Annotated in this window: 14 protein-coding genes and 1 pseudogene; 7 read left to right on the plus strand and 8 right to left on the minus strand. The window is 62.3% G+C overall.

Translation table 11 applies throughout. From position 1 onward, the window contains the following. Positions 1 to 12 precede the first annotated feature (12 nt). A complete protein-coding gene (locus tag AC0V2S_RS06555; RefSeq protein WP_475509037.1) occupies positions 13 to 1,059 on the plus strand; it encodes an ABC transporter substrate-binding protein in 1,047 nt (348 codons plus the stop codon). A gap of 140 nt (positions 1,060 to 1,199) precedes the next feature. After that, positions 1,200 to 2,231, plus strand: coding sequence for a histone deacetylase family protein (locus AC0V2S_RS06560; protein WP_475509038.1), 1,032 nt, complete (start codon positions 1,200 to 1,202; stop codon positions 2,229 to 2,231). A gap of 89 nt (positions 2,232 to 2,320) precedes the next feature. Here the strand turns inward: AC0V2S_RS06560 and AC0V2S_RS06565 are convergent, their stop codons facing one another. The 3 genes from AC0V2S_RS06565 to AC0V2S_RS06575 all read right to left on the minus strand — a co-directional run bounded on the left by AC0V2S_RS06565 (position 2,321) and on the right by AC0V2S_RS06575 (position 5,550). Beyond that, on the minus strand, positions 2,321 to 3,244 hold the full coding sequence (locus AC0V2S_RS06565) for an SdiA-regulated domain-containing protein (RefSeq protein ID WP_475509039.1): 924 nt from the start codon (positions 3,242 to 3,244) through the stop codon (positions 2,321 to 2,323). A 177-nt stretch (positions 3,245 to 3,421) separates the two neighbouring features. Beyond that, on the minus strand, positions 3,422 to 4,087 hold the full coding sequence (locus AC0V2S_RS06570) for a fumarylacetoacetate hydrolase family protein (protein ID WP_475509040.1): 666 nt from the start codon (positions 4,085 to 4,087) through the stop codon (positions 3,422 to 3,424). 68 nt (positions 4,088 to 4,155) lie between these two features. Beyond that, positions 4,156 to 5,550 carry an FAD-binding oxidoreductase gene (locus AC0V2S_RS06575; protein ID WP_475509041.1) on the minus strand — a complete coding sequence of 465 codons (1,395 nt, stop codon included), beginning with the start codon at positions 5,548 to 5,550 and terminating at the stop codon, positions 4,156 to 4,158. A 201-nt stretch (positions 5,551 to 5,751) separates the two neighbouring features. On the opposite strand from AC0V2S_RS06575, the gene serA reads away from it, so the two are divergent. After that, on the plus strand, positions 5,752 to 6,981 hold the full coding sequence (gene serA / locus AC0V2S_RS06580; RefSeq protein WP_475509042.1) for a phosphoglycerate dehydrogenase: 1,230 nt from the start codon (positions 5,752 to 5,754) through the stop codon (positions 6,979 to 6,981). Between the two features lie 94 nt (positions 6,982 to 7,075). Here the strand turns inward: serA and AC0V2S_RS06585 are convergent, their stop codons facing one another. Beyond that, complete coding sequence (locus AC0V2S_RS06585) at positions 7,076 to 7,525, minus strand: DUF4399 domain-containing protein (protein ID WP_475509043.1); 450 nt, start codon at positions 7,523 to 7,525, stop codon at positions 7,076 to 7,078. 100 nt (positions 7,526 to 7,625) lie between these two features. Next, entirely contained in the window at positions 7,626 to 8,120 is a 495-nt protein-coding gene (locus tag AC0V2S_RS06590; RefSeq protein ID WP_475509044.1) for a 2-thiouracil desulfurase family protein, read from the minus strand. A gap of 221 nt (positions 8,121 to 8,341) precedes the next feature. Here AC0V2S_RS06590 and AC0V2S_RS06595 point away from each other — a divergent pair. Then, positions 8,342 to 8,883: pseudogene (locus AC0V2S_RS06595) on the plus strand (DUF6160 family protein). Positions 8,884 to 8,945: 62 nt separating this feature from the next. Here AC0V2S_RS06595 and AC0V2S_RS06600 read toward each other — a convergent pair. Beyond that, the gene (locus AC0V2S_RS06600) at positions 8,946 to 9,569 is read right to left on the minus strand and encodes a 2OG-Fe(II) oxygenase (protein WP_475509045.1); all 624 of its coding nucleotides are present in this window, start codon (positions 9,567 to 9,569) and stop codon (positions 8,946 to 8,948) included. Positions 9,570 to 9,656: 87 nt separating this feature from the next. Here AC0V2S_RS06600 and AC0V2S_RS06605 point away from each other — a divergent pair, with 87 nt between their 5' ends. After that, entirely contained in the window at positions 9,657 to 10,424 is a 768-nt protein-coding gene (locus tag AC0V2S_RS06605) for a hypothetical protein (RefSeq protein ID WP_475509046.1), read from the plus strand. A 54-nt stretch (positions 10,425 to 10,478) separates the two neighbouring features. On the opposite strand, the gene bipL is transcribed toward AC0V2S_RS06605, so the two are convergent. Further along, positions 10,479 to 11,441 (minus strand): phospholipase BipL, encoded by a 963-nt coding sequence (gene bipL, locus AC0V2S_RS06610; protein WP_475509047.1) that lies wholly within the window; start codon positions 11,439 to 11,441, stop codon positions 10,479 to 10,481. 122 nt (positions 11,442 to 11,563) lie between these two features. Here bipL and AC0V2S_RS06615 point away from each other — a divergent pair, with 122 nt between their 5' ends. Both AC0V2S_RS06615 and AC0V2S_RS06620 read left to right on the plus strand, forming a co-directional pair. Beyond that, on the plus strand, positions 11,564 to 12,142 hold the full coding sequence (locus AC0V2S_RS06615; RefSeq protein WP_475509048.1) for a DUF6436 domain-containing protein: 579 nt from the start codon (positions 11,564 to 11,566) through the stop codon (positions 12,140 to 12,142). A 103-nt stretch (positions 12,143 to 12,245) separates the two neighbouring features. Continuing rightward, on the plus strand, positions 12,246 to 13,745 hold the full coding sequence (locus AC0V2S_RS06620) for a methyl-accepting chemotaxis protein (RefSeq protein WP_475509049.1): 1,500 nt from the start codon (positions 12,246 to 12,248) through the stop codon (positions 13,743 to 13,745). Here AC0V2S_RS06620 and AC0V2S_RS06625 read toward each other — a convergent pair. Next, complete coding sequence (locus tag AC0V2S_RS06625) at positions 13,742 to 14,776, minus strand: AraC family transcriptional regulator (RefSeq protein ID WP_475509050.1); 1,035 nt, start codon at positions 14,774 to 14,776, stop codon at positions 13,742 to 13,744. The two genes, AC0V2S_RS06620 and AC0V2S_RS06625, sit on opposite strands and share 4 nt — an antisense overlap. Positions 14,777 to 14,912 lie beyond the last annotated feature (136 nt).

Raw genomic sequence — 14,912 nt, forward strand, 5'->3', positions numbered from 1 at the left:
AGGAGCTTTGCCATGCACTTTCGCACCACCTCGCTCGCGCTGTCCCTGCTCTGTGCTCTGGGCGTCGCCACCTCGGCCCAGGCCGCCGGCACCCTGCACTTCGCCAACTGGTCGGACTACTTCCCGCCCGAGCTGCTGAAAAAATTCGAAGCCGATACCGGCATCAAAGCGACCCTCGACGCTTACGACTCCAACGAAACCCTGCTGGCCAAACTGAAAGCCGGCGGCGGTGCGTATGACGTGGTGGTGCCGTCGGACAGCTTTATCGAAATCATGGTGAAAGAAGACCTGCTGCAGAAGTTCGACAAGAGCAAGCTGACCAACCTGGCCAACCTCAAAGAGACCTTCAAAACCCTCAGCTACGACCCCGGTCACGACTACAGCGTGCCGTATCTGTGGGGCACCACCGGCTACAGCTACGACAGCGCCCAGGTGCCTGGCGGCAAACTGGAGGAAAGCTGGAAACCGTTCTTCGAACCGAGCCCGGAGCTGAAAGGCAAAGTGGTGGCGCTGAACTCGATTGAAGAGTTGTTCGTGCCAGCCGCCTTCTACCTGGGCGTCGACGAATGCACCGAAGACCCTAAAGCGGCGCAGAAAATCCAGGACCTGCTGCTCAAGCAAAAACCTTCGCTGGCCATGTACAACAGTGACGGCACCATCGAGCGTATGGCCGCAGGCGAAGTGGCGATGCATGAACAGTGGAACGGCGCGTTCCACCGCGCTCAGGCGCAGCGGGCCAGCCTGGTCTACGTGTACCCGAAAGAAGGCATCCGGGTGTTTATCGACAACCTGGTGATCCCTAAAGACGCCACCAACGTTGCCGAGGCCCACGCCTTTATCAACTGGATGATGGCCCCGGAAAACATCGCCGCCGCCTCCAACTTCGCCAAGTACAACAACGCCATCGAAGGCTCCGACAAGTTCATGGACAAGGAGCTGTTCGAAGACCCGGCGATCAACACCCCGGCCGACAAGCTCAGCCTGCTCAAGCCTTTCAAACTCTGCTCGCCCAAAGCCCTCGCCCTGCGCGCCAAGGTGTGGACGAAGCTGAAGAAATAAGCGGTACACGGTCCCTGTAGGAGCGAGCTTGCTCGCGAAGCTCTTGAATCAAACGCTTCGCCAGCAAGCTGGCTCCTACAAAAAGCTGACCGCACAACAACAAAAACCCTCTTCACAGGCCTGCTCCTGAGGGCACTCCCATGCTGACGATCTATAGCGACGACCATCACCTGCACCACGGCAAATATGAGTTGATTGGCGGGCAGTTCACGCCCTGTTTCGAAATGCCCAGCCGCGCCGACATGGTGCTCGACCGGGCCAAAGCCGTGGGCCTGGGCGATATTCATGCACCGCTGGATTTCGGCCTGGCGCCGATCCGGCGGATTCATACCGAAGGCTTTCTGCGCTTTCTGCAAAACGCCTGGAGCGACTGGCAGGCCATCGGCCGTAACCACGACATGCTGCCCATCGCCTGGCCAACCCGGCGTTTGCGGCAAGTGGAGCCGACCGCCATCGACGGCCGTCTGGGCTACTACTCCTTCGATGCCGGCGCGCCGATCACGGCTGGCACCTGGCAGGCGATTCTGAGCTCTGCCAACGTCGCCCTCACCGGCCAGGCCGAACTGGCCAAAGGCGCGCGCGGGGTGTTTTCCCTGTGCCGCCCGCCGGGCCACCACGCCTCTGCCGATTACATGGGCGGCTACTGCTACCTGAATAACGCGGCGATTGCCGTGCAGGCCTTACTCGACCTGGGCGCCAAGCGCGTGGCGGTGCTGGATGTGGACTACCACCACGGCAACGGCACGCAAGACATCTTCTACGAACGCGCCGACGTGCTGTTCACCTCGATCCACGGCGATCCGCGTTTCGAGTACCCGTACTTCCTCGGTTTTGCCGATGAAAAAGGCGCGGGCGTGGGCGCCGGCTTCAACATCAATTACCCGTTGGCCGAAGGCAGTGACTGGTCGGTGTGGAGCCTGGCCTTGGCCGATGCCTGCCGGCAGATTCAGGAATACGCGCCGGACGCGCTGGTGGTGTCGCTGGGTGTGGACACCTACAAGTCCGACCCGATTTCACAATTCAAACTCGACAGCCCGGACTACCTGCGCATGGGAGAAGTCATTGGCAAGCTGGGGCTGCAGACGTTGTTTGTGATGGAGGGCGGGTATGCGGTGGAGGAGATCGGCATTAATGCCGTGAACGTGTTGCAGGGGTTTGAGAGCGTGGCGTGATCGAGGTTTCCAGGAAATCGAGGCTGAAGCCTCTCCCACAAGGACATGCAACATCCTGTGGGAGAGGCTTCAGCCTCGATGTTTTTGACCTACGACGGATCGGCGTTTTTGTCTTTGCGGAACACGTAAAACAGATTCGGCTCACTCACCATGTAAATGGTGCCTTCCTCATCAATGGCCACCCCTTCAGCGCGTGGAATGCTGTTGTACAGGCCGTTCATGCCGCCCCACAGGCTGATAAAGCTCACCGGCTGGCCGTGTTCATCCAGCTCCAGCAGCAACTTGGATTGCGCCGACAACACCAGCGAATGCCCGGTGCGCGGATCGACACTCAGGGCCGAGATATTGCGCATATACAGCTCGTCACTGGGCAACGGCTCCATCTTGCCGGCCAGCCCCGCTGTGCCGTCGCTGGCCCAGCTGAACATAGCCAGGGGCGAACGCTCTTTGCCGAGCAGCAGGCGCTGTTGCCGAGGGTCCCAGGCGATGCCTTCAAAGCCCTTGTTGCCGGACTCGGCATAGCCCAGGTCGAATTCGCGGGTGTCGATGGCGCGCAGTTCCAACGCCACCGGGCCGAGCTTGAAAATCGACAGCGTGCGGCGACGCTCGTCGGTGATCGCCATATTGCCGTTGCTGAGCATGGCCACCCCTTCCGGGTTGGAGAAGCCGATCAGCGCAATGCGCCGCAGCACTTCGCCGTCCAGGCTCAACTCCACCAACAGCGGCTCTTTGCCGGTGACGGTGAACAGGGTTTTGGTGTCGGGGTTATAGGTGAGGTCCGAGGTTTCATCGTCCTCAAGATCTTTCAGCGGCTTGGCCTGAATAACCGGGCGGTAGCCGGGCAACCAGATGCTGGCGTCGCGCTCAGCTTTGTCGAAGTTGTCTTCGTCAGCCCAGTACTTCATCTGCCCCAGCCAATGCTGGGTGTAGGTCAGCACGGCAACTGTCAGCAACGCGAAAGCAAACAACAACCAGGGCCAGCGGCGACGCAGGGAAAAGGAACGGGTGGGCATAAGGCTGTCTCGGTTACTGCGGCGGCACACTAGCGGCCAAAGCAGGAGATTCCGGTGCGATCGTCCGTGATCAACCGTAAACCCGCGCACAAGGGCGCGGGGGGTGCCGAACTGTACAACAGCCTTTCGCGGTTATGACAGCCGCGGGTGTTACAACTTTTTTGCCAAGCACGCGCGTTACAGAACGCGGGTGGTCACGCTCGAATGGCCGACCAGTTCCAGCAGCAATTCATCGCCCTGGTTCAGCGGGCCAACACCAGCCGGGGTGCCGGTCAGAATCACGTCACCCGGTTGCAGGCTGAAGTGCCCGGCAATGTGGGCAATGATCGGCAGAATCGGGTTGAGCATGGAGGCGCTGCTGCCATCCTGGCGTACTTCACCGTTGATACTCAGACGGATACCGATATCAGTCGGATCGCTTACCGCGTCGCTGCTGACAAAGGGCGCGAGCACGCAGGCGCCGTCGAACGACTTGGCGACTTCCCACGGATAACCCTTTTCCTTGAGCTTGGCCTGCACGTCGCGCAGGGTCAGGTCCAGGGCCGGAGCGAAGCCGGAGATGGCGTCGAGCACTTCTTCTGCATTCGGTTTGCGCGACAGCGGCTTGCCGATCAGCACGGCAATCTCGGCTTCGTAATGCACGCCGCCACGGTCGGTTGGAATGCTGAAACCGCCTTCAGCCTCCACCACGCAGCTGCCCGGCTTGATAAACAGCAGCGGCTCGGTAGGCACCGGGTTGTTCAGCTCTTTGGCGTGTTCGGCGTAGTTGCGGCCAACGCAAACCACTTTGCCGATCGGGAAATGGATGGTGGTGCCATCCAGATAACGGTGTTGATAGCTCATGGGCGACTCCTGAGTGAGGTGGAGAACGAGAGCCGCTTGTGGCCGCTCCCGCAGAGGCGGAAGCGGCGTTACAGGGCGAAAATCTTGCCCGGGTTCATGATGCCGTTCGGGTCGAACACCGCTTTGATGGCTTTCATATAGGCGATTTCAGCTTCCGAGCGGCTATAGGTCAGGTAATCGCGCTTGGTCATGCCCACGCCGTGCTCGGCGGAGATTGAGCCGTTGTACTTCTGCACGATCTCGAACACCCACTTGTTCACCGTGGCGCACTTGGCGAAGAACTCGTCCTTGCTCAGGTTGTCGGGTTTGAGGATGTTCAGGTGCAGGTTGCCGTCGCCGATATGGCCGAACCAGACGATTTCGAAATCCGGGTAGTGCTCGCCAACGATGGCGTCGATGTCGTGCAGGAACGCCGGCACCTGGGCCACGGTGACCGAGATATCGTTCTTGTACGGCGTCCAGTGCGAGATGGTTTCGGAGATGTACTCGCGTAGCTTCCACAGGTTTTGCAGCTGTTGCTCGCTCTGGCTCATCACGCCGTCCAGCACCCAGCCTTGCTCCACGCAGTGCTCGAAGGTAGCCAGGGCGGCCTCGGCGACTTCTTCGGTGGTGGCTTCAAATTCCAGCAGGGCATAGAACGGGCATTCGGTTTCGAATGGCGCCGGTACATCGCCACGGCCCATGATTTTCGCCAGAGCTTTGTCGGAGAAGAATTCGAAGGCGGTGAGGTCGAGCTTGTTCTGGAACGCGTGCAGCACCGGCATGATCGAGTCGAAGTCGGCGGCGCCGAGCACCATGGCGGTGAGGTTTTGCGGTTGGCGGTCCAGGCGCATGGTGGCTTCGACGACAAAGCCCAACGTGCCTTCGGCGCCGATAAACAGCTGACGCAGGTCGTAGCCGGTGGCGTTTTTGATGAGGTCTTTGTTCAGCTCCAGCAGTTCGCCCTTGCCGGTGACCACTTTCAGGCCGGCGACCCAGTTGCGGGTCATGCCGTAGCGAATAACCTTGATACCGCCGGCATTGGTGCCGATATTGCCGCCAATCTGGCTGGAACCGGCAGAAGCGAAGTCCACCGGGTAGTACAGGCCTTTTTCTTCGGCAAACAGTTGAAGCTGTTTGGTCACCACGCCTGGCTGGCAGACGGCGGTGCGGTCGAATTCGTTGAAGGCCAGCACCTGGTTCATATAGTCGAAGGCCACGACCACTTCGCCATTGGCGGCGACGGCGGCAGCCGAAAGCCCGGTACGACCACCGGACGGCACCAGCGCCACCTTATATTCATTAGCCCAGCGCACGATGGCCTGAACCTGCTCGATAGTCTTGGGAAAAGCGATGGCCAGCGGTGCCGGAGCGAAGTGTTTGGTCCAGTCTTTACCGTAGGCATTCAGCGAATCGGCGTCGGTCAGGACCTTGCCAGGCTCGACCAGGGCTTTGAGTTGTTCAATCAGGGCAACGTCGGTCATCTACGGAACTCTCGCAATATTCATGGTCGCCCTGAGAACGTTTCAGGTCGTAACCGAGCAAGGAAAAAGGAAGACATGCTAGCATACGCCCCCCGCGAATCGTGCTCTGTGCTCGGTTTGCGGCCGCGGCGCGACGCCGTTACGGGCTGCCCGCCACGCTGGCTTTCCCTGACTTTTCTACCGGGACAAACAGGTACTCAGATGAGCAAGACCTCTCTCGACAAGAGCAAGATCAAGTTCCTTCTTCTCGAAGGTGTGCACCAGAACGCTGTCGACACGCTGAAAGCGGCCGGCTACAGCAACATCGAGTACCTCAAAGGCGCCTTGTCGGACTCGGAGCTGAAAGAAAAGATTGCCGATGTGCACTTCCTCGGCATTCGCTCGCGCACCCAGGTCACCGACGAAGTCTTCGACCGCGCCAAGAAACTGATCGCCGTCGGTTGCTTCTGCATCGGCACCAACCAGGTCGACCTCAACGCCGCCCGTGAACGCGGTATCGCCGTGTTCAACGCGCCGTACTCCAACACCCGTTCGGTTGCCGAACTGGTGCTGGCCCAGGCCATCCTGCTGCTGCGCGGCATCCCCGAGAAGAACGCTTCCTGCCACCGCGGTGGCTGGATCAAGTCGGCGGCTAACTCCTTCGAAATTCGCGGCAAGAAACTCGGCATCGTCGGCTACGGCTCGATCGGTACCCAGCTGTCGGTCCTGGCTGAAGCGCTGGGCATGCAGGTGTTCTTCTACGACGTCGTCACCAAGCTGCCACTGGGCAACGCCACTCAGGTTGCCAAGCTGCACGACCTGCTGGGCATGGCTGACATCGTTTCCCTGCACGTGCCTGAGCTGCCGTCCACCCAGTGGATGATCGGCGAGAAAGAAATCCGTGCCATGAAAAAGGGCGGCATTCTGATCAACGCCGCACGCGGCACCGTGGTTGAGCTGGACCACCTGGCCAACGCCATCAAGGACGAGCACCTGATCGGCGCGGCCATCGACGTGTTCCCGGTCGAGCCCAAGTCCAACGACGAAGAGTTCGAAAGCCCGCTGCGTGGCCTGGACCGCGTGATCCTCACCCCGCACATCGGTGGTTCCACCGCCGAAGCCCAGGCCAACATTGGTCTGGAAGTGGCCGAGAAGCTGGTGAAGTACAGCGACAACGGTACCTCGGTATCTTCGGTCAACTTCCCCGAAGTGGCCCTGCCGGCGCACCCGGGCAAGCACCGCTTGCTGCACATCCACGAGAACGTGCCCGGCGTGATGAGCGAAATCAACAAGGTGTTCGCCGACAACGGCATCAACATCTCCGGTCAATTCCTGCAGACCAACGACAAGGTTGGTTATGTGGTGATTGACGTTGATGCGGAGTACTCCGATCTCGCTCTGGAAAAACTCCAGCACGTCACCGGCACCATCCGCAGCCGCGTATTGTTTTAACTCAACCGATCGGCTGCGCGTCGGCCGGGCGGCGTTGAAAAAAGAAAGGGAGGCCTCGGCCTCCCTTTTTTATTGCCTGCAATTTGGCCGTTCGCTATTTCACCGTCACATTAATCACCGGCGAAACCACCGGCAGCGGCGCCAGCACGCCGTTCTTGTCGGTCTGCACGAGCTGCAACCGGTGCGGGCCGCTAGGCAAAATAAATTTCTCTTTCTGGTCGGTGGTAAGCAGGCGGATCTGGTCGCTGCGCAGCACCGGCATATTCGACGACACCGGCGGCGCATCGATCAGCAGGTGAATCTGGTTATCCGTTGCGGCCATAACCGGCGGCGACATGCCGGGCGTCACTGTCACGGTGCGTACGCCAAACTTGATCGCGAACGGCCGGTCCACGGTCGCGCCGTCCATGGGTTCGAGAAAGTACAGCTGCGCCGTCTGCGTCACTTCAATCGGCACCGCCGGCTCGGGGGTGGGGGTAGCGGCGTGGGCAGTGGCGCCAACGCCAAGTGCCATGGCGATCAGCACTGCAAACTGGGTTTTCATGCGTGAGCCCTCCAGGGTCCTTATTAGAAACCGCCCGTTGTCCGAGCTGCTCATTTAGTGACCACCAGAGTGTAGGAGGGTTCAGGCTTATCGCCCCGCTTTACCGATGCAAGTCCAGAGCCTGCAAGGCTTCAAGCGCAACGGCCAGTTCCTCTTCGTTGAACACCTGCACGCCGGCGCGGCGCAGTAGCGCAGCGGTAACGCCCTCGCCCTCGACCTTCTGCCCGGAAAAACTGCCGTCGTAGGTCTCGCGGTTGCCGCAGGAAGGGCTACGTGATTTGAGCACCGCCAGGCGGATGCCGTGCTGCTGCACCAACGCCAGGGCCTGATGCGCGCCATCGAGAAACGCGGCGCTCACATCCTTGCCCGCTTCGGTCAGTACCTGCGCCGCGCCATCGAGCACCTGCACACCCTGGCCGCCGGGAATTTCCGCTGGCGGGCGCGGCGTAGGCAGGCCGCCGGCCACTTCTGGGCACAGCGCCACGACCCGGCCTTCGACCAGCCACTGACCAAGCTGATCGAACGGCCCATGGGCGCCGCCGTCGTAGCGCACGCGGTGGCCCAACAGGCAGCGACTGACCAGAATCTTTTCCATCACCACTCTCCTCACTTGGCGCCAGCAGCCTGCCTCAGGTCACCGCCGGTAACACCGCTGAAATTCACCCCTATCGAAGGTGAGGCTTGGCCGGCAATAACCTGCAAAAGCGCTTTATCACACGGCTTGCAGGCCGATCCTTCGACGGGAAGCGCCGCCAGCCGCTGGCTTCACTCCCGCGCGCTGCCCAGACTGCCGGCACCCGCATAGGAAGCGCCGTCATGATAAGAACAATCACCTCTGCTGCTCTTGCTCTACTGATCACCACCCCGTGCCTGGCCGACCTGCAGGCGCTGGACAACCCGGCGCTCAGCGAAGTCTCCGGCCAGGCCGGCATCAGCATCCGCCTCGACCTGCAGGCGCGCATCAACGCCATCCGCTTTAGCGACACCACCGGCAATGTCTCGCTGCGTAACCTGAAAATCGATAACGGCTGCGTAAATCCCAGCGACTGCCCGAACGGCGCGGGCGGCAGCTTGCCCTGGGCCCGGCGCAACTGGGCCTGGTGCTGCCGATTTTCGGCGTGAACCAGCCAACCTTGATGGTGGATGTGGTGACCGGCACCGACGGCCAGCAGCGCCTGCAATTCACCCTGCCCGACCTCACCACCATCAATGACCAACTGATCGCCAGCGGCCTGCCGGCACAGCGCATTCGTCTGCGGGTGGCCAGTGATATGTATGTGGGGGAAAGCCGCCTGGGCAGCCTGGAGATCCGCGATATCACCGACCTGCATGGCACGGTGAAGGTGTGGGGGCATTAACAGCCCCTCTCCCCCGGCCCCTCTCCCGCAAGCGGGCGAGGGGTGCAGAGCAGTTGAGTTTGTCAGGCTCGTCGCCTGAACCAGCCGGTCAACGAGAGCCGCTCGCGCGTTGCCGGCAACACTTCATGGGGCAACTCAGCCGACATAAAGATCACCAGCCGCCCGCCCAAAGGCGCCACGTCGTGCGCCTCATCCTGCGGATAAATCCGCAGCGCCCCACCCTGCTCGGCTAACCAGTCTTCGTTCAGGTACACCACAGCCGACACCGTGCGCCGGTCGTCATCGCGAAAGCGGTCGACATGCCTTTGGTAAAACGCGCCCGGCGGGTAGCAGGCAAAGTGGCTTTCGTAGTCGTCCAGGCCCAGGTACAGCGCCTGGTTTAACGCCTGACGCAGCTGGTCCATCAGCGCCAAATAGGCATCAGTGGCGGCGCCTTCACCGGCTTCCAGCCATTGAATGCTGTCGCCGCGTACCCCTTCGCGCACCTGCGCCGTCGCGCCCCGGCCCACGGCTGCGGGCGCCAGACGGCCGTCGGCCGCACGTTGTTGGCACTCTGCAGCCAGTTCGCGGGTCAGAGCCTCTGGAATAAACAGATCGTGCTGCGACCAGCCCTTGGCGGCGAGGTCGTCGACGATAGTCGTCAGCACCGTGTGGTCGAGCAGTAGCGTTGCGGATGGTTTAGGCATGCCGGCGATTCTAACAGCGCCGCTCACGCGCCTCGACAAGCCCAGGCGATGCCGCTGAAAATAGCGGCCTGCCCGACAGGAGTCTTTATGCGCGCCCTTCTCACCCTTGTGTTGTTGTTCTGCTCGTTGCCCAGCCAGGCCGACGAGCACAGCCAGCTGTATGAAACCGCCGGCTGGCCGCAGCAACGCGCGCATTTCAATGCCGCCCTGCAAGCCGCGCAACAGCGCTACCGCAGCAGTCTGCCGGATGCCGTGTACCAGGCGCTGGTGACCAACAGCAACCAGCGCTTCGCCCCGCAAGGCATGGACCAGCGCGGCGCCGCTACCCTGCGGGAAAAACTGCCCAACCCGGCGCCGGCCCTGGCGTTTTTTCAGTCGCCTTTGGGGCACAAGATCGTCCAGGCCGAGGTCAACGCCACCCGCCCGGAAGAGCTGGCCAAACACGCCAACGGCATTCCCCGTATTCAGGCCGAAAGCACCCGCGCATTGCTGATTCGCCACCTCGCGCAAGCCCTGCCGGCCAAGGAAGCGGGCGCGGAAGTCAGCCTGGCGCTGGCCGGTGTCGCGGCCGACAGCCTGAGCCAGATGATTCCCGGCCTGCTTGGCGGCGGCCAGGCCCAGGGCATGCTCGATAGCCAGCGGCAGCGGCTGATGCAGCAGATTGGCGCGGATGTGGATAACACCTTGCTGTATGTGTACAGCGGGCTGTCCGATCCGGAGTTGGATGAGTTTGTGACGTTCGCCGAGTCGGCCGATGGCAAGGCGTATTACCAGGCGGCACTGGCGGCGATGCGCGCGGCGTTGGCGGTGGGGCAGGCGGCGCCGGCAACTACCAATACCAATCCCGGCATCTAGCTCCTGCGAAGATCAAAAGCTCGAGGCTGAAGCCTCTCCCACAGGGGCCAGGTTTTACTGTGGGAGAGGCTTCAGCCTCGATTCCTGGAAACATACTTGCTCGGTCAAAAACGCAAAATACCGCTCACGAATCTCGCCGCTCTCATTGGCCAAATGATGCCGCCCGCCTTCCACCATCAACACCTTCACCTCAGCAAACTTGGCGCGCAGCACTTCAAGGTTGTGGCGCCAGTCCACGGTCATATCCGCATCGCCCTGCACGACTACGACGCAACGTTCGCTGCGCGGCGCCTGTTCGATCTGCGGCACCCAACGCGATAACGCGCCGACCCACGCGGTGGGCAAACTCAGCGGCTGCAACGGATCGGTCTGGATAAAGGCGAGAAACTCGGCGTCGTTGGAGTTGGGGCTGAAGCGCCGGGGGATCTGCGTGACGAAGGGTTTGAGCACGCGGTAGCTGAGCTTGGACCAGCCCCAGGCCCGTGGTCGCACCAACGGCGCCAGCAGCAGCACTTCGCCGATCTGTGGCCAGGGCTGCGCAGAGCGCAGCAGAAAATCGATGATGATCGCCCCGCCGGTGCTCTGCCCGCACAGGTGCCAGGGCTGGGGCAGATTCAGGCCGGCCGCTTCGCTCAACAAACGTTGGAACACCGCCTGGTATTCGCTGAACTCACCAATGCTGGCGCGCGTGCCGCTGGAAAGACCGTGGCCCGGCAGGTCGCACGCCAACACCGCGAAGCCCATGCCCAACGCCCAGCCAATCACATGGCCGTACAAACCCATATGGTCGTAATAGCCGTGTTGCAGCACCAGCGTGGCTTTAGGTTGGGGGGGTAACCACAGCTGCGTCACCACCTCGTAGCCACCCACTTCCATGCGCCCAAGTTGGCTGGTGGCGCCGGGGAAGTTCAGCCGATAGAGCTGCCGGTACGCCTTGGCCTCAGGCGGCTCGGCCTGCGCTGCGGCCAAGGGTCGCAACTGGGCGCGCAGTACATCGGGCTGAAAGGGTTCTGACATAGGGCATCCAGGGGGTGTCGAGGAAAAAGGCGCGTCCATGCAGATTGCGCCGCAACGGCTGGGAATATTCTGCTGCAACGCCGTCCGTGGCAAGCTACGCACCCGCCATCGAACGATTAGCCATGCGCCTGCCTCCTCGCAAAACCATTCTTGCCACCCTGCTAGCCATCGTCTGGCTGGGCGCCATGGTGAGCGCCTTCTGGTGGTACGAAGCGCGGTATATACGTCCGTTCGCGGAAACCACTGCGCTGTTTTCCGGCGACCCACTGCAACTGCCCGCCAGCCTGGCCGGGCCGGGGCCGATTCGCGTGGTGCATTTCTGGGATCCGGCCTGCCCGTGCAATGTCGGCAACCAGCAACACCTGGCCGAGCTGCTGGCCCGCTTCGGCCCGCAAGGTGTGGCGTTCTACGCCGTGCAAAAACCCGGCAGCAAGGGCCAGTTGCCGGACACCCTCAGCGCGCTGCAACCGCTCACCGCCTTCCCCGGCGCCGAGCATTTGCCGGCCAGCCCGGCGGTGGGCATCTGGGACAAGAACGGCAATCTCGCCTACTTCGGCCCCTACAGCGAGGGCGCCACCTGCACCTCCAGCAATAGCTTTATCGAGCCGATTCTTGAAGCCCTGGCTCAGGGCCGCGCCGTGAGCGCCACCCACACGCTGGCGGTCGGGTGCTTTTGTCAGTGGGCAGCACCTGCGCCCTGACAGGTTCGCCAAGCTGTACAACACTCAGTAGACCCAACTGCATCCTGCCCGCCGCTTGCGCTTGTACGCCTTGACCGCGCCGGGCCTTGCCTGAGGTCTGCCTGTGACTACCCAGCGCTTTACCCTCGACGCTCATTACCGCAAAGCCGACCGCATCATGCTCGCCGTGTTGTGGCTGATGTTCTTCTGGGCCCTTGGCCTTGCCGGCTGGCACGGCTCCTGGGGCCAGGCGCTGGTGGTGGGTGGGCTCACGGTGGCGGTCATGACGGCCATGCATTTGCTGATACCGGGCCGGCGCCTGCTGCGCTGCTGCATGGGCGCGGCGTTTATGGTGATGTCGGCGCTGCATGTGAACGAGAGCAACGGTCTGCTGGAAATGCACTTCGGCATCTTCGTGCTGCTGGCCTTTCTGGTGTATTACCGCGACTGGCTGCCGATTGTCGTGGCCGCTGCGGTGATTGCCACGCACCACCTGGCCTTCTTCGCCATGCAGAGCCAGGGCATCGACGTGGCGGTGATACCGCAGGGCACCTGGCCGCGGATTTTTCTCCACGCGTTTTACGTGGTGCTGGAAAGCGCGATCCTGATCTACCTGGCCCAGCAAACCTACGTGGACGCCCAGGAAAACCTGGCCCTGATGACCACCGCTGCGCACCTTACCCAGCGCGACGACGGCATTGATCTGCGCTACCGCAGCGAGGCCTCCGGCGACACGGCGGTGCGCTTCAATCACTTTCTCGAATTGCTCGACGAACTGGTCAGCGCGGTGATCACCGACACCCGCGGCCTGACCGATATGGGCCAGCAGCTGGGCCAGGCCACCGGCAAGCTGCGTGACGGTGCGCAGCGTCAGGAGGCAGAGGTCAACTATATGAGCCAGGCCATGCAGCAGATGAGCAGGGCCATTGATGAAGTGGCGGCGCACGCCGACCAGGCCGCCCATTCCGCCGAGACGGCCAACCAACAGGCGAGCGCGGGCAACCGCTCGGTTATCCAGGTGCGCGAGGAAATCGAAAAGCTGGCCGAACATATCGTCGGCACCGACCGAGAGGTGCAATCACTGGCCAGCCAGTCCGAGCAGATCGGCCGGGTGCTGGAGGTGATCCGCAGCATCGCCGAGCAAACCAACCTGCTGGCACTCAACGCCGCCATTGAAGCGGCGCGGGCCGGCGACCAGGGCCGGGGCTTTGCGGTGGTGGCCGATGAAGTGCGCAACCTGGCGCAGAAAACCGCGCTGTCCACCGCCGAAATCCAGGACATCATCGCCCGTCTGCAACACAGCAGTCGCCAGGCCGCCACTGCTATGCACGAAAGCCAGACCAGCGTGCAGCGCTGCGTCTCGGACAGCCAGGCCGCCGCCGATCTGCTCAGCGCGGTGGCGCAGGATATCGGCGCCATTACGCGCCTTAACCAGTCCATCGCCAGCGCCACCCATTTGCAGGTGGAGGTCAGCCAAGAAGTCAGCGAGCACTTGAGCAGCGTGCAGCAAGTGGCCGAGCAGAATGTGGGCGATGCCGCCGAGCTGGACAGCAATGGCCAGCGCCTACGGCAACTGGCTGACCGGCTTAATCGTCTGAGCCAGCGTTTTCAGGTCAGCGCCTAAAGCCGCTGGGCCAACGCCTGCGCCTTGAGCTGATAGGCCTGTGGCGTCATGCCCTGCCAGCGGCGAAACGCGCGGTAGAACGGCGACAACTCGGCAAACCCGCACGCCCGCGCCACCTCGCGAATCGGCTGGCCCTGCTCCAGCAGTTGGCTGGCGTGCAGGCGCCGCACTTCTTCATGCAGCACACGAAAACTGCTGCTCTGTTGCGCCAGTCCGCGCTGCAACACGCCGGCATTCATATGCAGCGCGTCGGCGCAGCCCACCAGCGTGCAGCTCACCTGGCCCAGGTGACCTTGCAGCCAATAACGTACTCGGTTGAGCAACTGGTCCTCCCCTAGCTCCTGCAGCTCCAGCTCAGCCTGTTGGCTTAGCAGGGTGAACAACCGTGGGTTGGCACTACGTGAGGGGCGGGTGAGCAAACTGCTGGAAAACACCAGCGCGTCGTGGGCCTGGGCGAAGCGCGGCGCCAGGCCGAACAGGCGTTTGTGCTCGCTTAGGCGGCGCGGCGCGGGGTGACGGAAATCCACACCCTGCACCTGAAAGTCATCGTCGGTGACGCTGCCGAGCATCTTGATCAGCAACAGCGCCAGGCACTCGATCTGCTGGCGCAGCGAGCCAAAGCCGCGGTAGTTGAGGTCCAGCACCAGGCGCACGCTGTCGCCTTGTTCATCGAGGTACGCGGCAAAGCCACCGGAGAGAATGTGCTGGTAGCGCACAAAGCTTTGCAGCGCCTCACGCAAATCGCGGCTAGCCAGCAGCAGATAACTCACCACATCGAGCGGGCGTGGCTTCATCACTTCGGCCAGGTGCAGGCCGATATCGACATCGCCGGTCAGCTCCTGCAACGCTTCCCAGAACAGCGGCGCGTTGTCGTGCTCTTCGCGGCCGGAGATGGTCGGCGGCAGCAGCGGCACGCCCTGGTAGGCGCGGCGGTAGGTGTCGGTGGGGTCCCACCCGAGGCTAAGCAAGCCTTCATAGAGCAGGCGGCGCATGGTCGGTGAATGGGTGAGCACGGCGCTGGCGGTGGACATGGTGGCGGCTTGGCAGTGAACAGGATTGACCAGAGACTTTCACCATTGCGGCCTATGGTCAATGCCGATGAACGACGGTGCTGCGCAAAATGCAGTTCGCGCGCCCAGCCGTAGAGCCGCGCCATAACAATAAGGA

The organism is Pseudomonas sp. CC11G (genome assembly GCF_056174845.1).

What these genes read in the sequence shown, in the direction of transcription:
- AC0V2S_RS06555 (WP_475509037.1), top strand. Translation starts at nt 13, where the DNA reads ATGCACTTTCGCACCACCTCGCTCGCGCTGTCCCTGCTCTGTGCTCTG.
- AC0V2S_RS06560 (WP_475509038.1), top strand. Translation starts at nt 1,200, where the DNA reads ATGCTGACGATCTATAGCGACGACCATCACCTGCACCACGGCAAATAT.
- AC0V2S_RS06565 (WP_475509039.1), bottom strand. Translation starts at nt 3,244, where the DNA reads ATGCCCACCCGTTCCTTTTCCCTGCGTCGCCGCTGGCCCTGGTTGTTG.
- AC0V2S_RS06570 (WP_475509040.1), bottom strand. Translation starts at nt 4,087, where the DNA reads ATGAGCTATCAACACCGTTATCTGGATGGCACCACCATCCATTTCCCG.
- AC0V2S_RS06575 (WP_475509041.1), bottom strand. Translation starts at nt 5,550, where the DNA reads ATGACCGACGTTGCCCTGATTGAACAACTCAAAGCCCTGGTCGAGCCT.
- serA (WP_475509042.1), top strand. Translation starts at nt 5,752, where the DNA reads ATGAGCAAGACCTCTCTCGACAAGAGCAAGATCAAGTTCCTTCTTCTC.
- AC0V2S_RS06585 (WP_475509043.1), bottom strand. Translation starts at nt 7,525, where the DNA reads ATGAAAACCCAGTTTGCAGTGCTGATCGCCATGGCACTTGGCGTTGGC.
- AC0V2S_RS06590 (WP_475509044.1), bottom strand. Translation starts at nt 8,120, where the DNA reads ATGGAAAAGATTCTGGTCAGTCGCTGCCTGTTGGGCCACCGCGTGCGC.
- AC0V2S_RS06600 (WP_475509045.1), bottom strand. Translation starts at nt 9,569, where the DNA reads ATGCCTAAACCATCCGCAACGCTACTGCTCGACCACACGGTGCTGACG.
- AC0V2S_RS06605 (WP_475509046.1), top strand. Translation starts at nt 9,657, where the DNA reads ATGCGCGCCCTTCTCACCCTTGTGTTGTTGTTCTGCTCGTTGCCCAGC.
- bipL (WP_475509047.1), bottom strand. Translation starts at nt 11,441, where the DNA reads ATGTCAGAACCCTTTCAGCCCGATGTACTGCGCGCCCAGTTGCGACCC.
- AC0V2S_RS06615 (WP_475509048.1), top strand. Translation starts at nt 11,564, where the DNA reads ATGCGCCTGCCTCCTCGCAAAACCATTCTTGCCACCCTGCTAGCCATC.
- AC0V2S_RS06625 (WP_475509050.1), bottom strand. Translation starts at nt 14,776, where the DNA reads ATGTCCACCGCCAGCGCCGTGCTCACCCATTCACCGACCATGCGCCGC.